Source organism: Mesorhizobium sp. M8A.F.Ca.ET.021.01.1.1, assembly GCF_003998025.1.
Taxonomy (GTDB): Bacteria; Pseudomonadota; Alphaproteobacteria; order Rhizobiales; family Rhizobiaceae; genus Mesorhizobium.
Genome location: NZ_RZSJ01000001.1, coordinates 90,736 through 112,897 on the forward strand (window position 1 = coordinate 90,736; position 22,162 = coordinate 112,897).

A 22,162-nucleotide genomic window follows, 5' to 3' on the forward strand; every position below is an offset into this window, starting at 1 on the left:
CAGGTGCCTCTCAACACCTCCACCACACCAAGGTTTCATGCCGGTAGCGAATTCGATCTTGGCGGCATGGCCATTAAGCACATGGGAGGGCCTCGCTGGCGGCATGCCTGTGATCTGGTACTGCAGCCCACGCTTGCCTCCGCCAGCGGTTCGATGAGGCAGCCTGTCGCACAATTGATATCAGGACTTCAATGCCGGAACACCGGACCCACCCTCAATTCAATAAATGAGGTGTCGCGTACCACGGTTGGCTGCTTGATCCAGGCAATTCAGGCCGCCGTCATCCTCAATGAGGTGACCTCGACCAGAGCCTCGGCCTTGAATGGCATGATGCAGGTGCATGGGATGGCGGCCACCGTCATTTTCGTCGATCCGAACGGAATTTCTTGCAACCGGTTTGCGGCTTTATCCAACACGCAAGGGCCGCGCTGTCGACAGTCTCCCAACGCACCAAAAAGGCAACTGTGCAGAGCAAGCCTTCTATCCATCAATCTCCCTTTTGAAAATCATCATATCTGTGACCAACACTGCGATATTTTTCGCGGCGGAAGGAGCCAGGCACAGTCATTTCCATGCGCAACAGCATTTCTAAGTTTCTCAGCTCGCCGGAACACGTCGGCGGCCGATGTCGCGCTCCGGGGGAGCTCTATTCCTTTTCGAACAACATCAGATTTGTCGCAGAACTGAGTGAATAGGATCTCGTCCACAAATCCATCATCACTCTTCGCATCGGCGATCACTTGAGAAATCTTCTTTCTTCTTTCGGCGCTAAGCTTCTCCAGCCAGCGGCCCGGCGTTTCGAAGCGTCTCCTTATCGCATCCGCCATGGACGCTGCTCGCACTGGCAATTTCTGCATGTCTGAAATGCTGACGAGACCTTCGGTCTGGCGTCAGGAAACAACTAGCCGACACGGCCTTTGGTCGGCGTCTCGGATGAAGTCTAGAATGCTTGCGTCGGCTCCAACCAACGTCTCTTCTGGAGCGGAAACACGCTCAGAGATTTTTCCACTCGGCGGTGTCGCGTCGAAGAAGCGTTCTGCAAAAGAATAGTCCCCCGAAACCGCCGTCATGAACCACAGGGACATAGCTGTGACGAATTGATATTTCGCGTAGTTACATCGGAAACCGACTCGCAAGTCATAAGATGAGCTCTAGTGTCATTATCATTCCAACCGTAAGGCCTCCCTGTAGCGTGCCAATTTCCGGACTTACGTCGGCGAGTTCTTGATAATCGTTTTTTCCGCACGAAACTTAAGGTCCCATAGGAGAAGGCGAGGAAATCAATGCACGGTAGCAACGACGAGCCTGTCTCTCGAGAAATTGTAGAAGCGAGAATCAATTCTGAGTTCCACGTTTGAAGGCCGATTCCCAGTGCAGCGTCTGGACCCGGAGGCGTCTAGGAATCCAACAGCGGCATTCAACCAGAACCGAAATTCACCCACGTCGAAATGCGCAATGTTCGAGCGTATGGTCTCAGCGGCATGCTTTTCATGGACCCGCGCCAGCTTGCAGATTGTCATTGCCAGCATGATTGGCTGGCTGTTAGCCCGCTCCCACAGGAAGTCGTCGTCTAGAAATGCTGCTTCGTCAGCATCCGAAAACTCGAATCCACTACTGTCCCGTACCTCGGCAAGATTTTCATAGGGATGACTGTGGAAATCACCGATGAGCGTCAAGTGTGGTGCCCATCGATCCATCAGTTCGCTCTTCAGGCGGACAGCCTGATTGTTGGGCTTCACGCTGTTCCGTGATCGCTCGGCTGAAATGCTGAGACTCATAAGATCGACATGGAAATGGGTCGTTCCTTTCGAGTCCTCGCGACTGAAGCCCCAAAGATACCCCAGCGTTTCCAGCTTTGTTCGGCGCGGACGACCATCTCCGAGAACATAGGCTTCCAGTGTGGCAAGCGTAATAGTGTGACGAGCTGCATCAGAAAGGGAAATGGTGAAATTCATCGTGCGTTACCTGAAGGTGCCTCCGATTCGTTTCCGATCAACGGCCAGCCACGATCCTCACGGGGGCTTTGCTGGTCCAAATCGCGACATATCCTTGCATTTCAAAATTCGCAAGATTATAGCGATTGCGGAGGTGCGACATGTCGACTCCCACCATCAGCATCCGTTTGAAAGCGCTGCGCAGACAGCGCAACCTCTCGCAGGAGGAGGCCGCGCGTCTGTTCGGCTTCAAGGACCGCCAGACCATTTCCGCCATCGAGACGGGCGAGCGGCGACTTTCGGCCGAGGAACTCGTTCGCGCCGTCGAAATCTTTCGCGTTCCGCTGGACTTTTTCACCGATCCGTTTCTGCTCGTCGGCGAAGGTAAGTTCTCCTGGCGTCAGAACGGCGTCATCGGTCGTGCCCTACTGGGTTACGAAGAAGACGCGGGCCGCGTGATCGCGGCATTCCGTACGCTCGCGCCACAAGTGGGCAGGGAAGCTCCGCTGCTGAGGTGCTCGCTCGGTCTTTCAAAAGAATCCAGCTACGAGGATGCATCGGCTGCGGGCGACCGGTTCGCCGGCGAATATAAGCTAGGAAACGTGCCTGCCGCTCGCCTCGCCGAGGTCATGGAGCGGGATCTCGGAATGCTGGTCCTGATGGTTGATCCGATCGAAGGCGTGTCGGGCGCCGCCTGCCGCCTGCCGGAACTGGATGTCGTGTTGATCAATCGCCGCGAGGTTGCGGGTCGCCGCCATTTCGACCTCGCTCACGAGCTTTTCCACATCCTCACCTGGGACGCGATGCCGCCGGATCATGTCGAAGATGTCGTGCCCAAGAAACGTAGCCGGGTCGAGCAACTCGCCGACAATTTCGCCTCGGCTCTCCTCATGCCTTCAACTGTGCTTGGCAAGGTTGGCGATTGGTCCGAATTGGCAGGCGACGAACTCATCGTACGGCTGAACGCGGTCGCAGATGAATTGAGGGTCACGGCTTCCGCATTGCGCTGGCGGCTGGTCGGCCTTGACTGGATCGACAAGGATATTGGCAGGGGTATCGCCGAAGATCGCCTTCGCAACAACGGCCGTAGCAAGCCCGCCGAAGAGCCGCTGCTTCCGCTGTTCTCCCCGACGTTCGTCGAGGTGATCGGCAAGGCTGTCAATGAGGGTCGTGTGGCGATGAGGCGCGTATTGCACCTGCTCGGCATCTCGATCGACGATCTTGCGGACCTCTTTGCAGTTCACAGCGTGGAAGCGCCATACGAGTTGTAGGCGGGTGAATGCCGCGGCACCGAAGTTCGTTGCTGGTCGATACCAACGTCATCATCGAGTGCTGGCGTGTGTCGGCATGGAAGGCGCTGACGAGCGGGTACCCGGTGGAGACGGTCGAGATGTGTGAGATCGAAACCCAGACAGGGCTCCAGAGGCGGCGGCCCGAACAGCAGATCGAAGCTAATGTTCTGAGAGAGACACTTAAAGCCGTACATCCGGTCAGCGACATTGAACGCGCGAGCGCGCTATTGCGTGACGACCATATGCGCTTTCTGGACGCCGGAGAGCAGATGCTCTGGACACACCATCACGCGCAGCGACGCTTGGCTCCTTTGCGGTCCGGATAAGGCGAGTCTTCGCGTTGGGCTGCGCCTCGGCTTGCGCGACAGACTGGTCTCGTTGGAGCGGCTCCTCGCCGATATCGGCCATCGTCCGAAGGTCCTGTTAAAGATGCCTATACCCAAAAATGGCTCGACCAGACGCTGCGCAGCTTTACCTTGAGAGACCGACACCATGACGAATTCGCTCGAGGTACGAAACAAGCTGATCGACATCCTCCGCCGCGACCTAGTCGGCCCGAATCCTGACCTTGATCAGAATCTCGCACGCGAAGTTTGACCGAGAAGCAATCGCTGGGACGCCGGGGGCTTTATCGTTCCCGCCTACGACGGTGTTGCGCCTGTGATACCTGACGGCGAGGAAACCATCGAAGAAACCGCCGACGACCTTCTCGCCAGTGAGATGCTGGACTCCGCTGTCGAGGGGGAGGTCGAGGAGAAGGATTCGACTGACCAACCACCGCGGGACAGGTTTCTTCCGTCGTCGATAGGGTTGACGGTGGTTCTTCCGCAAACGGTGAGTCAAGTCACGCTGCGCGCAACATGGGGGAACTATAAGACGGAGCCCCCATTGCCCGATGCGCTCCTCATTCCCGAACTGTCGGGAAAGGGCAAGCCAAAGCCAGAAAAGCCCGAGAACCTCCGTTGGGTTCGGGTTCCCGGCGAAGCCGCGATCGTCCTCGACGTCACTCGGAACCAGTCCGGAATCCTGCTGCCGGAAAGCGCTGACTCAGAGGCCGGGCGGCGGCATCGAAGTCGCCGTTGACACCGTGTGCTCCGTCAAAAGACTCCGGAGGGGGCTGAAGAGCGTCTGCGCGTCATCACCGTCTTCTTGGTAAACCGTCGACGGAGCACAAAGGCTCCGTACAAGGACGTGGCCTACGCGTTCCAGACCCGGATCGAGCTCGAATGTGCGGATGGATTTTATCCGCGCAGCGACCTGTCCACCTACCAGTCCGATGATTTCGACCTTAGGCTGGGCGATCTCCATTATCGCGATGTCCGCGAATATGCCGTTGGTCGCAACACATCTGCAGGCTGGCAAGAACGGCTTGACGCGACGAACGATCCGCTCCCCGTGACGCGTGTTTGGACCGATTTCCTTCCGCAGCAGGAGGTGGAACGTGTCGTCCCGGCAAGGAGCGATGGCGTCGAGTTCGGCATGGAGGCTCTCGCTCGGGCTGCCGTTTCCGGAGCCGAAGCGGTCAGTGCAGCCTTGGATTCACTGCCTGAACTTTACGCCGAGTGGCGGCGGAGTCAGGAAGGACTGATGACAGGGCTTGCGCCGAGACGGCTAAAGACGGGCCAGGCGCTTCTGGAAAATGTTGACACCGCCGGCAGCAGGATTCGCGATGGGATAGATCTCCTTAAGCGTGATACGATGGCGCGTGAAGCATTCGGCCTGATGAATACGGCGATGGCGATGGCCAACCGCCGGCGCGAGGCAGAAGAAGCTGCCGGGCGATGTAGACCCGCCAACATGGCGGCCGTTCCAGCTAGCCTTCGTCCTCCTCAATCTCGTTGGCGTGACCGACCGAAACAGTGGTGAGCGCGAGATCGTCGACCTGCTTTTTTTCCGACCGGCGGCGGCAAGACGGAAGCATATCTTGGACTTGCCGCCTATGCGATTGTGCCGAGGCGGCTCCGCGGATCTGGCGTGCTGGGTGCGGGCATCAGCGTCATCATGCGCTACACGTTACGCCTGCTCACGCCGCTGGTCTCGTCTGCGCGCTCGAACTCCTGCGGACCCATGATGACAATGGCCGGAAGACGCTTGGCGAATGGCCGATCGAGATTGGACTCTGGGTGGGCGGCGCAGCCTCACCGAACAATCCAGCCGCGAAATTCTTCCGGCAAGGACGCCGCGACGACCTGGCTGAAGCGGTACCAGAGCAGACCTAAGACGAAACCCCGGTGCCACTGAAGGCATGTCCCTGGTGTGGTGAGCCCTTCAAGCCAGAGAGCTTCCACTTCACGCCCAACAGGACAGCTCCGCAGAATCTAGTGCTCAAATGCGAGAACGCCGAATGCGACTTCACGCGGGATCGACACCTGCCGGTGCTCGTGGTGGACGAGCCAATTTACCGCCGTCTTCCCGCATTTCTCATCGCCACGGTGGACAAATTTGCCTCCCTTCCATGGATTGGCAAGAGCGGCGCATTCTTTGGACACGTAGATCGGCATGATCCGGACAAGGGGTTCTTCGGCGCGTCTGAGCCAGGCGAAGGTCGCCCCTTCGGAAACGGGCATCGGCTCGATCCGCCGGATCTTGTCATCCAGGACGAACTGCACCTGATCTCTGGCCCGCTTGGAACGGCGGCCGCACTCTACGAAACAGCGATCGACCTGCTGTCGTCGCGGCCGGGTCTTCATGGACTCATTCGTCCAAAAATCGTCGCCTCGACCGCGACCGTCCGAAGGGCGGAGAAACAGATCGCAGCCTTGTTCGATCGTTCGGAGACGGCCGTATTTCCGCCACCCGGCATCCACCGTACCGACAGCTTCTTCGCCAGCACTGTGCCATCGGCACGAGAGCCAGCCCGCCTCTACGTCGGTGTGGCGAGTCAGGGTCGCGGGCTTAAACTCCTCTTTCTTCGGAGCATGCAGACCCTGCTGGCAGGCGCGCAGGCATTGACTTCCAGCCCGACGCAAGAAGGGGAAGATGCCGCCGATCCGTATCTGACAGTGCTCACGTATTTCAATGCGCTTCGCGAGCTTGGGGGCGCTCGTCTGCTCGAATTCTGCACGGTGTCACCGACTGGCGCCGGAGTTGACCCGGGATTAGGAGGAGCACTCGTTGTCGGATTCTCGACGATGTCGGACATGTGACACAACGCTTCCAGAGCGATCGCATTGTTCCGAAACGATTTTCCCAGTTGGCACGTCGGTTGCGGTCCTATGCGCAAAAGCACTGCGATGCCGCACCGACTGGAAGAACTCATCAATGATCACGCTTTTCGAACATGTGGGCGCCGCTACCAACACTGAGCGTTCCCGATCAAACGGAAGCCATTCCACTTTCATTCCTCAGGTCGTTCGGACATGAACGCATTTGATGTCCGTCCAACGCTGGATGCTCCCGACGACGATCCCTATCTCTGGCTTGAAAATGTAGAGGGCGAGCGGGCACTTGCCTGGGCCGCCGGCCAGTCGGCAAAGACCCTAAAGCACTTCGGTGGAACGCAGTTCGAGCGCGACCGCGCGGCTCTGACAGCCATTTTCGACAATCGCGACAACCTTCCCCTGATCGCGCGCCATGGTCAGTACCTCCACAATTACTGGCGAGATGCCGGAAATCCACGCGGACTGTGGCGCCGGACCACCCTTGCCGCCTACATGAAGGCGGATCCCCAATGGGAGCTACTGCTCGATCTGGATGCTCTCGCGGCTAGCGACGGAGAGGATTGGATCTGGGACGGCGCGTCCATCGAGCCGGAGAGACGGGAAAGAGCCGTTCTGCGCCTGTCGCGCGGCGGCAGCGACGCGGTCGTGCATCGCGAATTCGACCTGATCTCTCTGAGCTTTGTCGCCGACGGTTTCAATCTCCCCGAGGCCAAAGGCTACGTTAGTTGGCTGGACCCTGACACGCTTCTGCTTTCCAGTGCGCTTGGTAATGGCATGGCCACCCGCTCCGGCTATGCGCGCACCGTGCGACTGTGGAAGCGTGACGCGGATCCCCTCACCACACCGGTAATCTTCGAGGCCGGGTTCGAGAGCCTCAAGGTGTCTGGTCATTCGGACCGCACCGGCCGCAGCGAGCGCCTTTGGTTCATCGAGAAGCCGGCCTTCTTCGAGGAAATCAGCTGGATCGGCGACAGGAGCGGGCCGAGGAGGCAGATCGATCTTCCTCGTGACGCGTCGTGGCGGGTCTTCGGCGACTGGCTGGCGGTAAGGCCGCGCAAGCCGTGGACGGTGGGAGGCACCACCCATCCCGCCGACGCGCTGATCGTCATCTCGCTTTGCTCTTTCCTCGCCGGCGGACGCCGATTTGAGACCCTGTTTCAACCAGGGGAAAGGCGCTCCCTGCAGTCATTCTTCTGGAATGACGGGAAGCTCATTATCTCTTACCTCATCAATCTCGTACCGCGTTTCGAGATGTTCACTCCCGGCCACCAGGAATGGACGCGCCGAGTCCTGGACACTCTGCCCGCCGAAGGGACTGTCCACGTCTGGTCATTCGATGCGGCAGTTCACGAGGCCAATGGAGAGGTCCTGGTCTGTGCTCAGGATCCGATCACGCCGCCGCAGCTCTTGCTATTCGATCTCAATGCCGCGCCGTCTCTCAGCGCTTCAGCAATCCTGAAGCGCAGCCCGGAGAATTTCGATGCATCCGGACTGGTGGTCACGCGCCACGAGGCAGTCTCTATCGATCATGAGCTGATCCCCTATACGCAGGTTGGTCCGGCGAACGGGAACGGAGATGCTCCGATTCACCTTTCCGCTTATGGCGGGTTCGGCGTATCACTCCTGCCCTACTACAACTCCCCGCTGGGCAAGCTGTGGCTCGAGCGCGGCGGCACGTGTGTCGAGGCGAACATCCGCGGCGGCGGCGAGTTCGGCACCCGCTGGCACGAAGCCGGGCGCAGGGAGGGCAAGCGTCTCGCCCATGACGATTTCGCCGCCGTTGCCGCCGACCTCGTGCGAAGGGGCATCACCCTGCCGAGGCGGATTGCCGCCGAGGGTGGCTCAAATGGCGGCCTGCTGATCGCAAACATGCTGACCCGCTATCCTGAGCATTTCGGGGCTCTGTTCTGCACAGCACCGCTTATCGACATGCGTCGCTACACCAAGCTCTTGGCGGGCGCGAGCTGGATCGACGAATATGGCGATCCGGACAAGGTTCACGATTGGGCTTTCCTGAAGGAAATCTCCGCCTATCACGCCGCAGCGCCGGGACAGCCCTATCCGCCTATCCTGATCGCCACCACGAAACGCGACGACCGCGTCCATCCGGGCCATGCGCGCAAGATGGCCGCAAAACTGCAGGCTCTTGGCTATCCCGCTTACTTCTACGAGGCCAGCGCAGGCGGGCACGGCTGCGGCGAGGACAATCGGGAGCAAGCCGCATTCATCAGTCTAGGCACCAATTTTCTCCGCAGCGCAATCGGCTTCAACGATCACCTTCCGGAGACGGCGGAACGCGTTGCAACGCAAGTGGGGCATTTGAGGTCCATCAACAATTCATTCGAGCAGGAGACGAAATAGTGCAGTGCATCCTTTCTGAACATCAAGGAGTGAATCTCATGGCGAGAACGCGAATGGGCGTAGCGCGGGCAACAGCAGCGGCGGTGGCCCTGATCATGGTGGGACAGCAGGCCGTCGCCGCGGAGCCTGCGCAAGCAGAGACCGTCCTGGCGGAGACGGGAGCCTCGGTCACCGAAGCGCCAATCCCTTGGCAGATCCGCCTGCGGGCGTTGGGCGTCGTTACGAAAGATCTGGGCTACGTTGATACGCTTCCCGGCTCCGGTCTTTCGTATTCGGACACGGTGACGCCGGAACTCGATATCTCGTATTTCTTCACCGACAACATCGCCGCCGAACTCATACTCGGTACCACCTATGCCAACATCGCGGGCCAAGGGACGATCGGAGGGTTGGGCAACATCGGCAAAGTTTGGCTGCTGCCGCCGACGCTCACGTTGCAGTACCATTTTACCGATCTCGGCGCGTTCAAACCTTATGTCGGCGCAGGCGTGAACTACACGATCTTCTACAACCAGGACACTGGCAGCGCTGATGCTCTCAAGGTGAAGAACACGTTCGGCACGGCGCTGCAGGTCGGATTCGACTACATGGTGGACCAGCACTGGGGCCTCAACTTCGACGTGAAGAAGCTTTTCCTGAAGCCGGACTTCGACGTCACGGTGGCCGGCGCGAAGCTGACGGGGAAGGCGGAGCTCGATCCCTGGCTGATAGGCGCAGGTGTCACCTACCGCTTTTGAATATCAGAGTGAAGTCTGCTTCCCGACTGCCGGTTTAAATGAAGGGCGCCTCGCGCGCCCTTTTTTACGGTCGACACTGCAGGGCGAGACCTCATGAAGCCGATTGTCGAGAGGGCGGGGCTCTCTTCCGGCGGACCAAGAAGGTGCACTGGCCAGCAGGCCTCGCGCCTGAGATGGAGGGCTTAGAAGCGCTTTGGATCGGGACGGGCTTTGGTATTGTGGGTGGAATGCTTCAGCCAGACTATTTGCCAGCATCGTCTCCCGGACGTTATGTCTGAGCTTCGTGTCAGCGCAAGGCGAACACGCGACTCCTAGATGCCGACACGATGGCTGGTTCAGCCATGCTGCGACAGTTGCCTGTTTTTTCGGTTCCTTTGCTGTTCGCGCGCTAACCGCAACGCTCCATACTAGTCTCGCGTGCCTGTCCCCGTGGGGCGGGCGACAGAAAGCGATTAGGCCCGCTGAAAGAGGCAGACCGCATCCGAAGGACCGTAACCAAGAGAAGGACCTGAAGCGAGAGCGAAGGTTGCGGCAGGCCGCGGCGGGCCTAAAAGGGAATGCCGACCACCCCACGTCCCAGGAAAAGCTGACAAAAACGCAGCGGCCGACTGTCCAATAGGGTGCGCCCGCGCGAGGGCGAGCTAAATGGCAGGGGCTGCCGGGGGACCTAAGAAAAGCGTGGGCTCACAAGCACCCGGCGCGCGCCATCAGGCCGCCAGCTACTTGGAGGGCGGGGGCATCAGGCCTGTTTGTCGGGCCGAACCAGATCCATGTGGCTGACGCCGAGGGCCAATGCCAGTTCATAGATCGTGATAATTGTCGGATTTCTTCGGCCTTTCTCCAAGCCGCTGATGTACTGCTGACTGAACCCGGAAATCTCCGCAAGCTGCTCCTGCGTCAGGCGCTTCCTTTGCCTGATCCTCTGCACATTCCGTCCGACCAACTTGCGCATATCCATGCACGCAAGCCAGCGGATCAGGCGGCTTGAGTTTATCAACTATAATATGTAATCCACATTTAGCAGGCACAGGGCTTCGCGGGTCCATCGGCCGGAGATAGAATTAGCGATGTTGCAGCCCAGATCGAACACGCCGTTCGCCGACGAGGTCCCCTGGTCGGACCGCATCACGCCCTACGACAAGGACCACTTTACAACCTATATGAGGCTCCTGGACGCCTCAGCCGACAACGCCACTGAAGAGGAAATGGCCCATGTGATCCTCGGCATTGATCCGGCACGCGAACCGGAGCGCGCACGGAACGTTCTTCGCAGTCATCTCGACCGTGCAAACTGGGTGGTGACGAGCGGCTACAAGGATTTGTTCGCCAATTGACGAAATGGGCGGTGCGGTCGCTTCGCTTCAAGCAACGAAGTAGCGCAACCACCATGCATCGACGCATCACCACAGCGCGAATGCCGCTCCAAGATGATCGCGAGGACTTCCAGTCGGCGCGGATGGCCCTGCGCTTCGCTGGTCTCATCGTTTTGTCCTCCGCTCGCCAATGGCTGCTTCCCAGGAAGCGGTGCGGCGGCGAGTCATGACAGGAAGGGGCGCGCCGTCTGAGCCGCACCGCATCCGGAGGACCGGATGGACGACCTACTGAAAGCTCACAGCTGGCTAAGGGTTGCGGGACGCCGCGGCGGGCCTAGAAGGATACGGCGCCACCTGCTGGGAAAGGCACAAACAGAGAGAATTGCGAGAGTCTAACGACGCGCTAGGAGGCGCAGCGGAATGGTCGAGACGCCAGAGCCAAGAAAAGCGGGGATCAATCCACCGGCACACGGCACGCGCGGTGAGGGCGCGGGCGCCCACTACGTGCGCAGGCTCAACAGAATCTCACACGGATCAGCATCGAGGGCCGCAGTTACGTCGAGAAACTCAATGATATCGAGACGCCGCTCGCCACCCTCATATTTCGCCACGAAAGATTGCGGACGACCAAGCTTCTCAGCCACCTGCGCCTGCGTCAGCCCTTTGACATTGCGCAGTGAGATCAACTGGGCCAGAAACCGCTGGTGGCGGGGAGATCGAAGAGATTTGGGCATTTAGGTGAACCGGTCAGGTAGAGACCGGCTCAGCGACTAATCCCCGTTTCGGATTATCCCATTTTGGGATATTCTGCCTTGCATCCAGCGATCAACATGCGAGGTTCGCGGCAGACATGAATCGATCACCGGGAACAGATAGGACTCAAAGCTCAACACTGCTCGACGAAGTCCCTTGGTCTGACCGTCTTACCTCCTACGACAGGGCGCACTTTACCATCTATATGAGGCTCCTGGACGCCTCAGCCGATGAGGCGCCCGAAGAGGAAATGGCCCAACTGATCCTCGGCATTGATCCGGCACTTGAACCGGAGCGCGCCAGGAAGGCGCTTCGTAGTCATCTCGACCGTGCGAACTGGATGGTGACGAGCGGCTACAAGGAATTGTTCGCCAGCTGACAAATTCGCAGTGCTCGGTCATAGAAGCAGGCAGTTCCTGTGGCAGCCACGGTCAGGCTGATCGGGACCTGCACTACAGCCCCGGCAAAATGGCCCCAGTGGCGAGCACAATTAAGTTCCCAGGAAATCGGGTTTGGCAACCGAGCGTCTGACGTGATAGAAGGTTCCGCTCTGTCTGGATGGGTATTAGCCCGGAGCAGCACTCCATATCGTGCCGGCGCTCGACGAAGGGTCCACCTCTTCGCTTTCAAGCCGCATAACCGACAGCCATCGCCCTAAGTTAAGGGTTTAGAGATTACCGGCAGGCAGGTATGCAAGCGGGCCATCCTCGGAAACTATATAACCGCACGACTAGCTCGTCAGCGACGAAACACCCGCTCGAGCACCCATAGACTATGAGCACCGGCGCGGACTGGAAGAATACGGCTGCATCGCCCGAGCCGGCGGAACAGAAGATCTTGGCATCCAGTCAACGCTCGATACAAGGCGTGCGATCGAATGGCCCGAGCACAAGGGGATCAGAAAGCTTCTCAGAGAATTGAGGACCCTTCGGACCCCAAAAGGGCTATAGCCTGATTTTGGGTTCGCACGCCTAGCTTCTTCTTGGCATTGTCCAAATGAAAAGCGATCGTGCGTGGCTTGATACCCAAGATGCGGCCGGTCACCCAGGCTGAATTACCCCGCGCTGCCCACCTCAGGCACTCATATTCGCGGGATGTCAGCGAAATCCCATCCACTGTTCGATCGCTCGGCAATTTGCGGCGAACGCAACGATGAAAGCAGGCCGCCATCAGTTGAAGAGCTTGTTCGTACCGCTCAGCGACCCGAAGAAATACTGGACGAGGCTCATCGGCGGCAAAAGTAACCGCAGCGATGCGGCCGCGGAGATCGACAATTGGGATCGTCAAACCGCAGCAGATGCTGAATTGAGCCGCCTCATCGAATAGCTGCTGTTGAGCCGGCGACATTTTATCGCCTCCGAAATTCGATCCCCAGTGAAACGGGCAGCCGCCATTTCGAGCACGCAAGACCACAGGATCGAGTTTCTCATACTGATTTTCCAGATACTGTCTGGTCCAGCGGGGTGGATAGTTTGAAATTAGCCTCGGTTTGCCGGAAGGCCGTGCTGGCAAGGAGAGGTAGGCAAAGAAGATTAGGTCAAGTCGTCCGGCCGCCTCAGCCATGGCATCCCGGAAATCTGCCTCATCGACACTCTGTGACAGTCTTTCTAGGAATGTCTCGAAAACAAGTGGCATGTCCCTCGTCATCGTCGCGCTCGATTCTTCCTCTTTCTGCACGCCTTCCGGCTGCGTCGTGTATGTCCCGACAAACGTGATTGAATCCGCGGGCGTCGCTGGGCTGACCGGGCTCCAGAATGCTGCCACACTTTCGATCTTCGTCGGTCATCCCAATCATGCTGGGCTCACCCGATGGGCGTCTGGCAGACGCCTCATGATCTCAACAGCTCAATCAGAGAATCTCCATGCATTAAATCATGACCGCCCCTGCACCGACCAAACCAGGAGAAATCATCCTGCGCTGACCAAAAGCCATCATTGACCCCAGCTTTTGCAGGAATTTGGGTCGGCATTAGCATAACAATTCGGATAGCCGCTCATCCCCCACCCGGGGCGCCGTGATCCGCAAAGAAGTGTTGCGATGCTTTCTTTTCTTTGATAGGCAAATCGTCTCAACAATATTAAAATGCCTTTCCTTGTGAACGGGGTGGCGTGTGAGTATCGTCCTTTTATATACCTGACGTGATAAAATTCACCGCAATGATTATTCTGCTCTTTGTGATGTGAAGGAAGATAATCATCGGCATTGCCGCACTTTGGAACCGGCGACCGTGGCCCGCTGCAATGATGTAAAGGGCACGTCTAAGCTCAATCTGCATCGGAACGTGCAGATGACCTTTACCAGACCCTCGATTCCGCACGGGCCATAATGATACTGATTACGTGGGTCAAAAAGGGCGCCCTGCCGGCGGGGAGGTACACCCGCAGGGCGCGCCGCACAGAGGTCCTGGTCGTTGGGCAACAGGACAGCGGCGGCAGATCTGATTCGGTTACAAATCGTGACTGAAATAGCCCGGAGCATGCTCAAGATCAGATATCTGGAATTCAACAGTTTTGGGTCTGCTCGGCGCAGTAGCGCGCAGGGACATGCCTGCCTCCGGACTCGCTCCTTCGCGATCGCAAAATCATACGGCACCCTCGGCCTTCAGCGCGCGATAGGTGGTATCGACCGACTTTACCGTCGCGTCGACAATGATGTCGATCTCTTTTCGGGTAATGATCAGGGGGGGGGCATAACCGAGGATGTCGCCATGCGGCATGGCCCGTCCGATGACACCATTCTCAAACAGAGCAGCTGCAGTGCGCACCCCGACCTGAAGGTCGGGTTCGAATGGTATCCTTTGTTTTGGGTCCCGCATCATCTCTACGGCCGACAGGATACCCACTCCGCGAACTTCACCAACGATGGGATGTCCCGCCAGCTCGGCCTTCATCCGGTCTTGCCAATACGGTCCAACATCGCGGACATGCTCCAGAATATTTTTTTCTTTAAGCAGTCGAATATTGGCGAGCGCGGCTGCGGCACAAAGCGTGTGCCCCGAATATGTCCAGCCGTGGCCGAGTGCGCCGTGCTTCTCAGTTCCTTGTTCCAAAACCGACCAGACACGGTCGCCAATGATTGACCCGGAGATGGGGAGGTAGGCGGAACTCAAACCCTTTGCGATGGTCACGAAATCCGGACGCATGTTATACAGGTGGGAACCGAACTTCTCGCCGGTTCGCGCGAAGCCACAGACCACTTCATCCGCGATTAGAAGGATATCGTATTTGTCGAGCACCGCTTGAATGGACGTCCAGTACCCTTTGGGGGGCGGCACAATACCTCCTGTCCCAAGTACCGGCTCTCCGATAAAAGCTGCAACCGTTTCCGGTCCTTCGGCCAGGATCAAGGCTTCAAGCTCATCGGCACAGCGCCGGGAGAACGCTTCCTCGCTCTCCTCGACACGCGCCTGGCGGTAATAGTGCGGCGTGGTTGTATGGCGCACCAAATCCAGAGGCAGGTCGAAGAAATTGTGAAAGAAGGGAAGGCCAGTTAGGCTACCCGTGACCAATCCAGACCCGTGATAGCCGCGATTTCGCGAGATGATCTTTTTCTTTTCGGGCCGGCCAAGAATGTTATTATAGTACCAGACCAGCTTGATGTTGGTTTCGTTGGCATCGGAACCGGAGAGGCCGAAATAGACCCTTCGCATGTTCTGACCGAAATACTCGACCACGGCCTCTGCCAACAGGGCGACCGGCTCCGTACCTTGGCTGGCATAGACGTGCGCGAACGGCAATTCGTGTGCTTGCCTGGCAATGGCCTCGGCGATCTCCGTGCATCCATATCCCATGTTGACGCAGTAGAGTCCTCCGAAACCGTCGAGGCTCCTTCGGCCTTCGGTGTCCCAGATATAGACGCCTTCCGCACCGGCCATAATCCTATTTGGCGTTTCGCCTCGGCTGTGCTTGGCCAAATGCGTAGAAGGATGGAAGACGAAGCTTCTATCCTTCTCCCGGAGTTGCTCGGTTCCCAGATTGCTCAAGCGCATGTCCCTCTCCTCGCGATAAATTGGCGGAGGGCACTCGGCCAGCCACCTGTTTAGCAAATAGCATACCGGAAACGTCCCTCGAGTTTCTCGGGAATGCAGGTTATTGGCCGTGGAATTCGCGGGATCGGCCCGAATTGCCGTGAAAACTAAGGCGTCACCTTCGCCTTAGCCGAGGGTCGGGGGCGCGTCCTGCAAACACGAACAGCTTACGACGCGCATGCGCCCACCATAGTGCCCGATTAGCGGGCGATATTGGGTAGTGTGCTGAGGGTTCTGCAAATTCGCTGAGAGAGGGCGGTCATGGCAGGCTGGTGATGTTCAACGTCACCGATTCCCTGGAAGGAACGCCACCATGACCAAGACAGAAAGTAAGACCGCCAGCGCTGCCGTCAAAGACATTCTGCTTTCGAATCCGGATGGATTGCACGAGGTGATCCGCGCGGTGATGCAGGAGGTGCTCGAGGCCGAGATGGACGAGGCGCTGGGTGCTTCGAAGAGCGAGCGCACGCCGGAGCGTCTCGGCTATCGCTCGGGTTACTATGGCCGCACGCTTGTCACCCGGGTCGGCAAGCTTGAGCTGCGGGTTCCGCAGGACCGGGCGGGCCGCTTCTCGACCGAACTTTTCGAGCGTTACCAGCGTTCCGAGCGGGCCTTGGTGGCGACGCTTGCGGAGATGTATGTGCAGGGCGTGTCGACCCGGAAGGTCAAGGCGATCACCGAAGAGCTGTGCGGCCATGAGTTCTCGGCCTCGTCGATCTCGGCCATCAACAAGCGGCTGGACGAGAGCCAGAAGGTTCGGCCCGGCAAAGACGCGCGGCGAGAGCTCCTTGCCATCGACATCTTGATTCGCAGCCGACCAGCGCCGCCAAGTTCTATCGGTCAGCGTGTTGCCTTTCTTGCGATCGCAGATTCGTGGTTGCAGCGCAGGGCGAGCCGAGCTGCGGCTCGCAGGAGGGGGCAGCCGACAGAATTGCGCGGCCTGAAAAGCTGCCTCCATCAATGCTCGCCGCTCGTGCAGTCTCGAAACGCTGGATCAAGCCTCAACGTCGAACAGCCGCTCCTTTTCCTCGCGAAACCAGCGCCCTCGCGCGACGTGATCGTGCCTGACGATCCGACGCTTCGAGCGGGGCTCCTCAAATAGGTTGCACATGACCTGCAGCTTTCTGCCAAACTCAGCAAATCGGACGTCTTCTTATCATCGCTCGGCAAGCTCGGAACAGGCTGGCGGTCGTTGCTAAGGCTAGTCGCCGCCAGCGGATGGCGAGGATGTTTTGGCGGCTAAGTGCTTTTAGGTGGGCGATTATAAGCCGAGATCGCGATAGGTGCTTTCGCCATAGCTCCTGGCGCCATCGCCACGCTGAGCGTTTGAAAGCCGATGAAATTCGCTCGGCCAATTGGCTAGCGCGTGCTTGATGGCCTTCATCTTGAACGGCACGTGCACAACACATTTGTCCCTGATGATAGGCGGACAGCTCACATCTTGTTGCCGCGAGCCGTTAAGGTTTGCTGCGATTATCGGCAGACCTAGATCAAGAGCCAATTCCATTTCCCAGCGCACGAAGCGAAAAAGGTTTTTCGTCTTCTCACCGATCAGGACAAGTACCTGGCTCGATCCATTCATTCTGTTGCGAAGATTGCGTTTAACATAATCTTCGTCCTGTGCTCGGCCCGTCATATTGTCCAGATCGTGAGCGTTCGCGAATTCAAAACTCACATTCTCGCTGGCGTTCCACCCTTTCATAAAGCGGTATGCCCAAGCGTCTTCATCGCCGTCAAATATTACATAGGTCGGATCGCTGTATGCCATTGTTGTCTCTTAGTTGTTTTGACGAGCAACCCACTGGGTGTGCTCCCGTGAGAAAGCCAGTTCGGCTTCGTTCACCGCGGCGGAGAATGCCTCATCCGAGTTGGCGTCCGTAATAAGGTCGGCAGTCAAGCCGATCTCGTGAGCTGTCAACGTGTAAGCCGATGCCAATTCGTTAAATTTCTTGATCTGGGTCCACCCGATAAGGGAGGCGGCGATGACAATTAGCGGCTCGGTCGGCCAGCCTGGCATCGCGGGGTCAGCGATGCGTACTACGATGAACGAGAATCCCAGAGCGTATGCAAAAATACCAAGGCCCATCCAGACTTTCGCGGACCTCTTGTTCGAGCGCGCCTTCTTCTCGTACCACTTCCGTTGGTCGCAGATTCGTCTCTGCAGATATAGGTCTTTTCGTTCTTTTCGCGGGGAGTCCCTTATCGACATCATCTCGTCCGTTGTTTGGGGCGATGCTGAATCGGTGCCGCTCAACGCGCTACCAAGGTGACGATTGCTATCAAGGATATCTTCCATGAGCTTTCGAAAATCAGCTCTGGCGTCAGCCGCGCGCGCGTCATCGAACGGCTGTGCTCGCATCGCGAAGCGCCAAGTCAATGTCTTCACCGACTCTGCCAGAGCTCGAGCCTGATACCAGACCTGCTCGGGCTTTGTGACCGACCGGAAAATGAGGACTCCCATTGAGCAAAGAAATACCGCAGCATAGACACCGAAATAGGCTTTTGATGACGACAAGTCCAAAGAGAGCACCGACGCTAAAAAAAGAAGAACGTACTCTGCCCGGATCAGGCGCAGAAACGTCGCCTGCTGCTCGTTGGATGCCACGTCGGCGCTATTATAGAGTCCAGGATATTTCATTTTTGAAGCACACCAGTCTATTTTGTGGCGGTAAATTCTTTAAGCCAGGATTTGGCAAACGTGAGGTTAGCAGTCGAGCTTACAGAGCCTATTCTTGAGCGAGGCGCGGTCCCTCTGTTCATAAACAGGAATGCAGGTCCTGTCCCATCAATGTAAGGGTATAGGCCCAAAAATTCTTGCCCGGAGAATGTTTCCGAAGAATTTTTTGCCACGGGCAGAACCGCTACCGCGGTCCGAAACCCATCGAAAAAGCCAAGCTCCCAAGGCATCCATCTGGATCCTGGAGAATTGTTTGAATGCACATAGATAAGCGTCTTTGACTGCCTCATACGGGTTCGCAGCAACTCGGCGGTGGCCGAGGAGACCTTTGTGCGGTCCAGTTGTGAATCTTCGACCCAATCTACGTAAGCAGTGAACCCAAGCTCCTCGAAAATTCGCTTCACACCGAGAATGATCTCTGCGTCCTTGAAAGAATGTGACAGAAAAACGTCGAATGACGATCTGGCTGTAGCTGCGGCCGTCTCTTCCTTTAGAACGATCGATGCGGCTCTATGTCCTCGACTGGCATTCGCAACTCTTTTCAGCTCTGCCTCGGTCAGTAGCACTATTCAAATCCCCCCATGATCTGTTCGCAATCTATGAACTTGACGCCCATTCGATTAAGCGACCCTTGTCTTGTGAAAACTGGCACCATGCTCTCCAGCCGGGTAGCGCAACCTCCACCTTCTCAAAGACCACGTCGGCTGGCAGGAGTGACCGGCCTTGTCACCCACCTACGCGCCCCCGGCACAGCCATGCTCCTCACTTAGAAGGCTGCGGAGACCAGCAATGTCAAACAGGACAGACGATCTCCTAATCTCGATCAGCAACGAACTTAGGACGTAAAAACGCGATGGAGCGATCTCCGAATGTCCGCAGGCGTCGAGGGCCCGGTTGGTCGTCAAGGCCGAGCGGGCCAGCTTGCACTCCCGCTATCCGTCGGCTTGCCAAACCCTCGCTGTAGATTTCGCCCCCTACACGGATGCGCTGACCGCGACTAAGCTCAATCGCCACTGATCGCCAATCCAGGGCGAAAGTTCCCCCCTTGAAGTAGCGGTAGAGGCATTTTTCGGCACTTCGCATCTTAGATATGGACGCCTCCTCAACCAGGCACGATCCGGTTTGGCTTCTCGCCGTAACCGTGCTGGGCAAGTGCGTCCGATGGCTGCTTCGATCCGTCTCCTGGAATGATCGGTTCCAGATTGCTCAAGCGCATCGTCCTTCCTCGCCATCAACTGGCGGATAGCGCTCGGCCACCTTTTTCCAGCAATTAGTATACCGCAAATGTCCCTTGAGTTTCGTCGGAATGGGCGCCTTTTGCCGACGAATCTACGGGATCCGCGCCAAACGCCGTTGAAACTTAAACTTTCGGTTTCACCGTTGCCTCAGTGCGGACAAAGGTATCGGTGAATTGGACTTCACTGGTTTCGTGACGACAAGGCTATAGTATTGATCAATGCCCAAGCCTGCCTGCAGCAGTCCCTCCATGAAATCCTGATAGGCGGCCATAGAAGGAGATGCGACCCGCATCAGATAATCGACGCGCCCCCCAATTGCCCAGCAGTCCAGGATTTCCGGGATCTCTTGGATTGCAGTTTCGAAGTGTCGTTGGTCCTCAAGACGATGGCGATCCAGCACGACTTCTACCATCACAAAGATCATGCCGCCAATGAGGGCAGGACTCAGTCGCGCATAGAATCCCTCAATAATCCCTGCGGCCTTGAGTGCTCGGAGCCGCTCCGAACAGGCCGACGCCGAAAGATGAACTCGTTTTGCAAGCTCACTTTTTGAAATCCGACCGTCTGCCTGAATCTCGGAGAGAATCCGGACGTCCCAACTGTCGAGTTGCACGGGGTCGGGTTTCGACTTCATAACCTGTTGCTCTCAAGCAGCGATGACAGCGCCTTGTGCGCCGATCAATTCTATCCATCTTGAATGACCGAATGTAGTAGTGGAACGCATCCGTTCTCGGTCCGAAATGTGCCAGAATGGGGTACGACAATCAGCTGAGGGAGAGCGATCCGCTGAGAAAAGCTGCAGAAGTACTTTGGCTATCGCCCCGACGCCTAACGGGGCAATGATGCCGCTGGAGAGAATAGTCGGCGGCGGCGAAGACCTCCTAATAAATAGATACCCCATTTTCTTGAATCTCCGCTGCCGTACTTGATAGACGTGCGACAGCATTCGAGCCTCGATCGCGTGGACGGCATACTCAATGCAGTATTCAGTGGCACATTCAGCTATTGGGGTGAATTGAAGGCCTTGCTCGTCCGGCTCGCGGAGGCGCAAGGCACCGCAAATGCCGCTCGTCTCACGGCAATTTGACGCTGGAGTCTGGCCGAAATCGCCCAACGGAAAGACTCAAACGCCAATGTTGCGTGCGATGCTGTCGGCCGCCATACGCTTACGCCACTCAAGAGGCCCGGAATTGTGAATGGAGTTTCCCTCAACATCGACGGCCATGATAACAGGCATGTCCTGCACATCGAATTCATAGATGGCTTCCATGCCCAGGTCTTCAAAGGCAACGATCCGCGCCGCCTTAATCGATTTTGAGATCAGGTACGCAGCGCCACCCACTGCAGCAAGGTATGGCGTTTTGTGTCTTACAATCGAGGCGATGGCCGCCGGTCCCCTCTCCGCTTTGCCCACCATCGCGAAAAGGCCGGTTTCGGCGAGCACCTTGTCCGTAAAATCGTCCAAGCGGCTGGAGGTTGTTGGACCGGCGGGTCCAACGATCTCATTTCTCGCTGCCCGGACGGGACCGACGTAGTAGATCACGCGTCCCCGCAGATCGACTGGAAGCGGCTTGCCGGCATCGATCAGTTCGACCATTCGCTTGTGGGCAGCGTCACGGCCCGTCAGCATCTTTCCAGACAGCAGGAGCGTTTCACCGCAGCGCCACGATGCCGTCTCTTCCTTCGTCAGCGTATCTAAATTGACCCGCCGGACGCCGGCTGGGTTCAATTCGTCGGCTCCGATGTCGGGCCATTCGCGCAAATCGGGCGGCTGGAGGCTGATGGGTCCAGAGCCGTCCAAAGTAAACTTCAGGTGCCGGTTGGCGGCGCATTGCGGGATGAGCGCCACAGGCTTGGACGCTGCATGAGTAGGATAGGTCGCAACCTTGACGTCAACGACTGTCGTCAGACCACCAAGGCCTTGGGCGCCGATACCAAGCGCGTTGATCCGCTCATAAAGCTCAATCCGCAGCCCCTCCTCTGCGCTTGACGCCCCCCTTGCGATCAGTTCCGCCATATCGATGGGCTCGTTCATGGCCTCCTTGGCCAGCAGCATCGCCTTTTCAGCGCTACCACCGATGCCGACAGAGATCAGTCCAGGTGGACACCACCCGCTGCCAAGGGTCGAAACGGTATTGACCACCCAGTCGGAAACGGAGGCGCTGGGATTGAGGGTGGTAAAACGTGCCTTGTTCTCCGACCCGCCGCCTTTTGCGGCGATGGTGACCTCAATCTGGTTACCTTGCACCAGGTCGACATGGACAACTGCCGGCGTGTTGTCGCGGGTGTTGACCCGTCTGGCGAGGGGATCCGCAACGATCGATGCCCGAAGGGGATTGTCCGGATCGAGATAGGCTTGACGTACGCCCTCATTCACAAGATCAGCGAAACTGGCCGTTGACTTAATGCGGGCATCCATGCCGACCTTTGCGAAGACAACCACAACTCCGGTGTCCTGACAAATCGGGCGCCGCCCAAAGGCCGCCATGCGGGAGTTCAGCAGAATCTGACCTATGGCATTCTTCGCCGACGGGCTCTGTTCTCGCGTGTATGCGTGAGAAAGAGACCGGATATAATCTGGAGGATGATAGTACGAGATGTACTGAAGAGCGTCGGCGACGCTTCTTGTGATGTCCTTGCCAGCGATGGTCCGTGTTCTATTTCCCAC

At 57.8% G+C, this 22,162-nt stretch carries 19 protein-coding genes and 1 pseudogene; 10 read left to right on the forward strand and 10 right to left on the reverse strand.

Annotated elements, in window-relative coordinates; genetic code table 11:
* Positions 1-509 precede the first annotated feature (509 nt).
* Together EOA36_RS37950 and EOA36_RS00415 are read right to left on the reverse strand one after the other, a co-directional pair.
* The gene (locus EOA36_RS37950) at positions 510-857 is read right to left on the reverse strand and encodes a hypothetical protein (protein WP_245464223.1); all 348 of its coding nucleotides are present in this window, start codon (positions 855-857) and stop codon (positions 510-512) included.
* A gap of 423 nt (positions 858-1,280) precedes the next feature.
* Entirely contained in the window at positions 1,281-1,955 is a 675-nt protein-coding gene (locus EOA36_RS00415) for a hypothetical protein (RefSeq protein ID WP_126097369.1), read from the reverse strand.
* Positions 1,956-2,095: 140 nt separating this feature from the next.
* Between EOA36_RS00415 and EOA36_RS00420 the strand changes: the two genes are divergently transcribed.
* The 7 genes from EOA36_RS00420 (at position 2,096) to EOA36_RS00450 (ending at position 9,485) form a co-directional block, all read left to right on the forward strand.
* Positions 2,096-3,205, forward strand: a complete 1,110-nt coding sequence (locus EOA36_RS00420; RefSeq protein WP_126097368.1) for an XRE family transcriptional regulator — start codon at positions 2,096-2,098, stop codon at positions 3,203-3,205.
* A gap of 29 nt (positions 3,206-3,234) precedes the next feature.
* Positions 3,235-3,552: a hypothetical protein gene (locus tag EOA36_RS00425; protein ID WP_126097367.1), complete on the forward strand. Its 318-nt coding sequence runs from the start codon at positions 3,235-3,237 to the stop codon at positions 3,550-3,552.
* A 334-nt stretch (positions 3,553-3,886) separates the two neighbouring features.
* Positions 3,887-4,309 (forward strand): hypothetical protein, encoded by a 423-nt coding sequence (locus EOA36_RS00430; protein WP_126097366.1) that lies wholly within the window; start codon positions 3,887-3,889, stop codon positions 4,307-4,309.
* Between the two features lie 108 nt (positions 4,310-4,417).
* Positions 4,418-5,092 (forward strand): hypothetical protein, encoded by a 675-nt coding sequence (locus EOA36_RS00435; protein WP_127275150.1) that lies wholly within the window; start codon positions 4,418-4,420, stop codon positions 5,090-5,092.
* A gap of 365 nt (positions 5,093-5,457) precedes the next feature.
* Positions 5,458-6,372, forward strand: coding sequence for a hypothetical protein (locus EOA36_RS00440; protein WP_126097364.1), 915 nt, complete (start codon positions 5,458-5,460; stop codon positions 6,370-6,372).
* 213 nt (positions 6,373-6,585) lie between these two features.
* Positions 6,586-8,748, forward strand: a complete 2,163-nt coding sequence (locus tag EOA36_RS00445) for a prolyl oligopeptidase family serine peptidase (RefSeq protein ID WP_126097363.1) — start codon at positions 6,586-6,588, stop codon at positions 8,746-8,748.
* Positions 8,749-8,786: 38 nt separating this feature from the next.
* Entirely contained in the window at positions 8,787-9,485 is a 699-nt protein-coding gene (locus EOA36_RS00450; RefSeq protein ID WP_126097362.1) for an OmpW family protein, read from the forward strand.
* 739 nt (positions 9,486-10,224) lie between these two features.
* Here the strand turns inward: EOA36_RS00450 and EOA36_RS00455 are convergent.
* Positions 10,225-10,443 carry a helix-turn-helix transcriptional regulator gene (locus tag EOA36_RS00455; protein ID WP_029354714.1) on the reverse strand — a complete coding sequence of 73 codons (219 nt, stop codon included), beginning with the start codon at positions 10,441-10,443 and terminating at the stop codon, positions 10,225-10,227.
* A gap of 109 nt (positions 10,444-10,552) precedes the next feature.
* Between EOA36_RS00455 and EOA36_RS00460 the strand changes: the two genes are divergently transcribed.
* Positions 10,553-10,819, forward strand: a complete 267-nt coding sequence (locus EOA36_RS00460; RefSeq protein WP_126097361.1) for a DUF2285 domain-containing protein — start codon at positions 10,553-10,555, stop codon at positions 10,817-10,819.
* Positions 10,820-11,298: 479 nt separating this feature from the next.
* On the opposite strand, the gene EOA36_RS00465 is transcribed toward EOA36_RS00460, so the two are convergent.
* On the reverse strand, positions 11,299-11,532 hold the full coding sequence (locus tag EOA36_RS00465) for a helix-turn-helix transcriptional regulator (RefSeq protein ID WP_126097360.1): 234 nt from the start codon (positions 11,530-11,532) through the stop codon (positions 11,299-11,301).
* A 116-nt stretch (positions 11,533-11,648) separates the two neighbouring features.
* Here EOA36_RS00465 and EOA36_RS00470 point away from each other — a divergent pair, with 116 nt between their 5' ends.
* Positions 11,649-11,930 carry a DUF2285 domain-containing protein gene (locus EOA36_RS00470; protein ID WP_126097359.1) on the forward strand — a complete coding sequence of 94 codons (282 nt, stop codon included), beginning with the start codon at positions 11,649-11,651 and terminating at the stop codon, positions 11,928-11,930.
* Between the two features lie 530 nt (positions 11,931-12,460).
* On the opposite strand, the gene EOA36_RS00475 is transcribed toward EOA36_RS00470, so the two are convergent.
* Both EOA36_RS00475 and EOA36_RS00480 read right to left on the reverse strand, forming a co-directional pair.
* Positions 12,461-13,198: a LuxR family transcriptional regulator gene (locus EOA36_RS00475; protein ID WP_126102498.1), complete on the reverse strand. Its 738-nt coding sequence runs from the start codon at positions 13,196-13,198 to the stop codon at positions 12,461-12,463.
* Positions 13,199-14,133: 935 nt separating this feature from the next.
* The gene (locus EOA36_RS00480; protein WP_063169303.1) at positions 14,134-15,540 is read right to left on the reverse strand and encodes an aminotransferase; all 1,407 of its coding nucleotides are present in this window, start codon (positions 15,538-15,540) and stop codon (positions 14,134-14,136) included.
* Between the two features lie 352 nt (positions 15,541-15,892).
* On the opposite strand from EOA36_RS00480, the pseudogene EOA36_RS00485 reads away from it, so the two are divergent.
* Positions 15,893-16,327: pseudogene (locus EOA36_RS00485) on the forward strand (transposase); the annotation flags it as partial.
* Between the two features lie 513 nt (positions 16,328-16,840).
* On the opposite strand, the gene EOA36_RS00490 reads toward EOA36_RS00485, so the two are convergent.
* The 4 genes from EOA36_RS00490 to EOA36_RS00510 form a co-directional block, all read right to left on the reverse strand.
* Positions 16,841-17,347, reverse strand: a complete 507-nt coding sequence (locus tag EOA36_RS00490) for a TIR domain-containing protein (RefSeq protein ID WP_126097358.1) — start codon at positions 17,345-17,347, stop codon at positions 16,841-16,843.
* 9 nt (positions 17,348-17,356) lie between these two features.
* Positions 17,357-18,217: a DUF4231 domain-containing protein gene (locus EOA36_RS00495; RefSeq protein ID WP_095488148.1), complete on the reverse strand. Its 861-nt coding sequence runs from the start codon at positions 18,215-18,217 to the stop codon at positions 17,357-17,359.
* Between the two features lie 1,413 nt (positions 18,218-19,630).
* Entirely contained in the window at positions 19,631-20,128 is a 498-nt protein-coding gene (locus tag EOA36_RS00505) for an Lrp/AsnC family transcriptional regulator (protein ID WP_095488146.1), read from the reverse strand.
* Between the two features lie 489 nt (positions 20,129-20,617).
* Positions 20,618-22,162, reverse strand: a complete 1,545-nt coding sequence (locus EOA36_RS00510) for a fumarate hydratase (protein ID WP_126097357.1) — start codon at positions 22,160-22,162, stop codon at positions 20,618-20,620.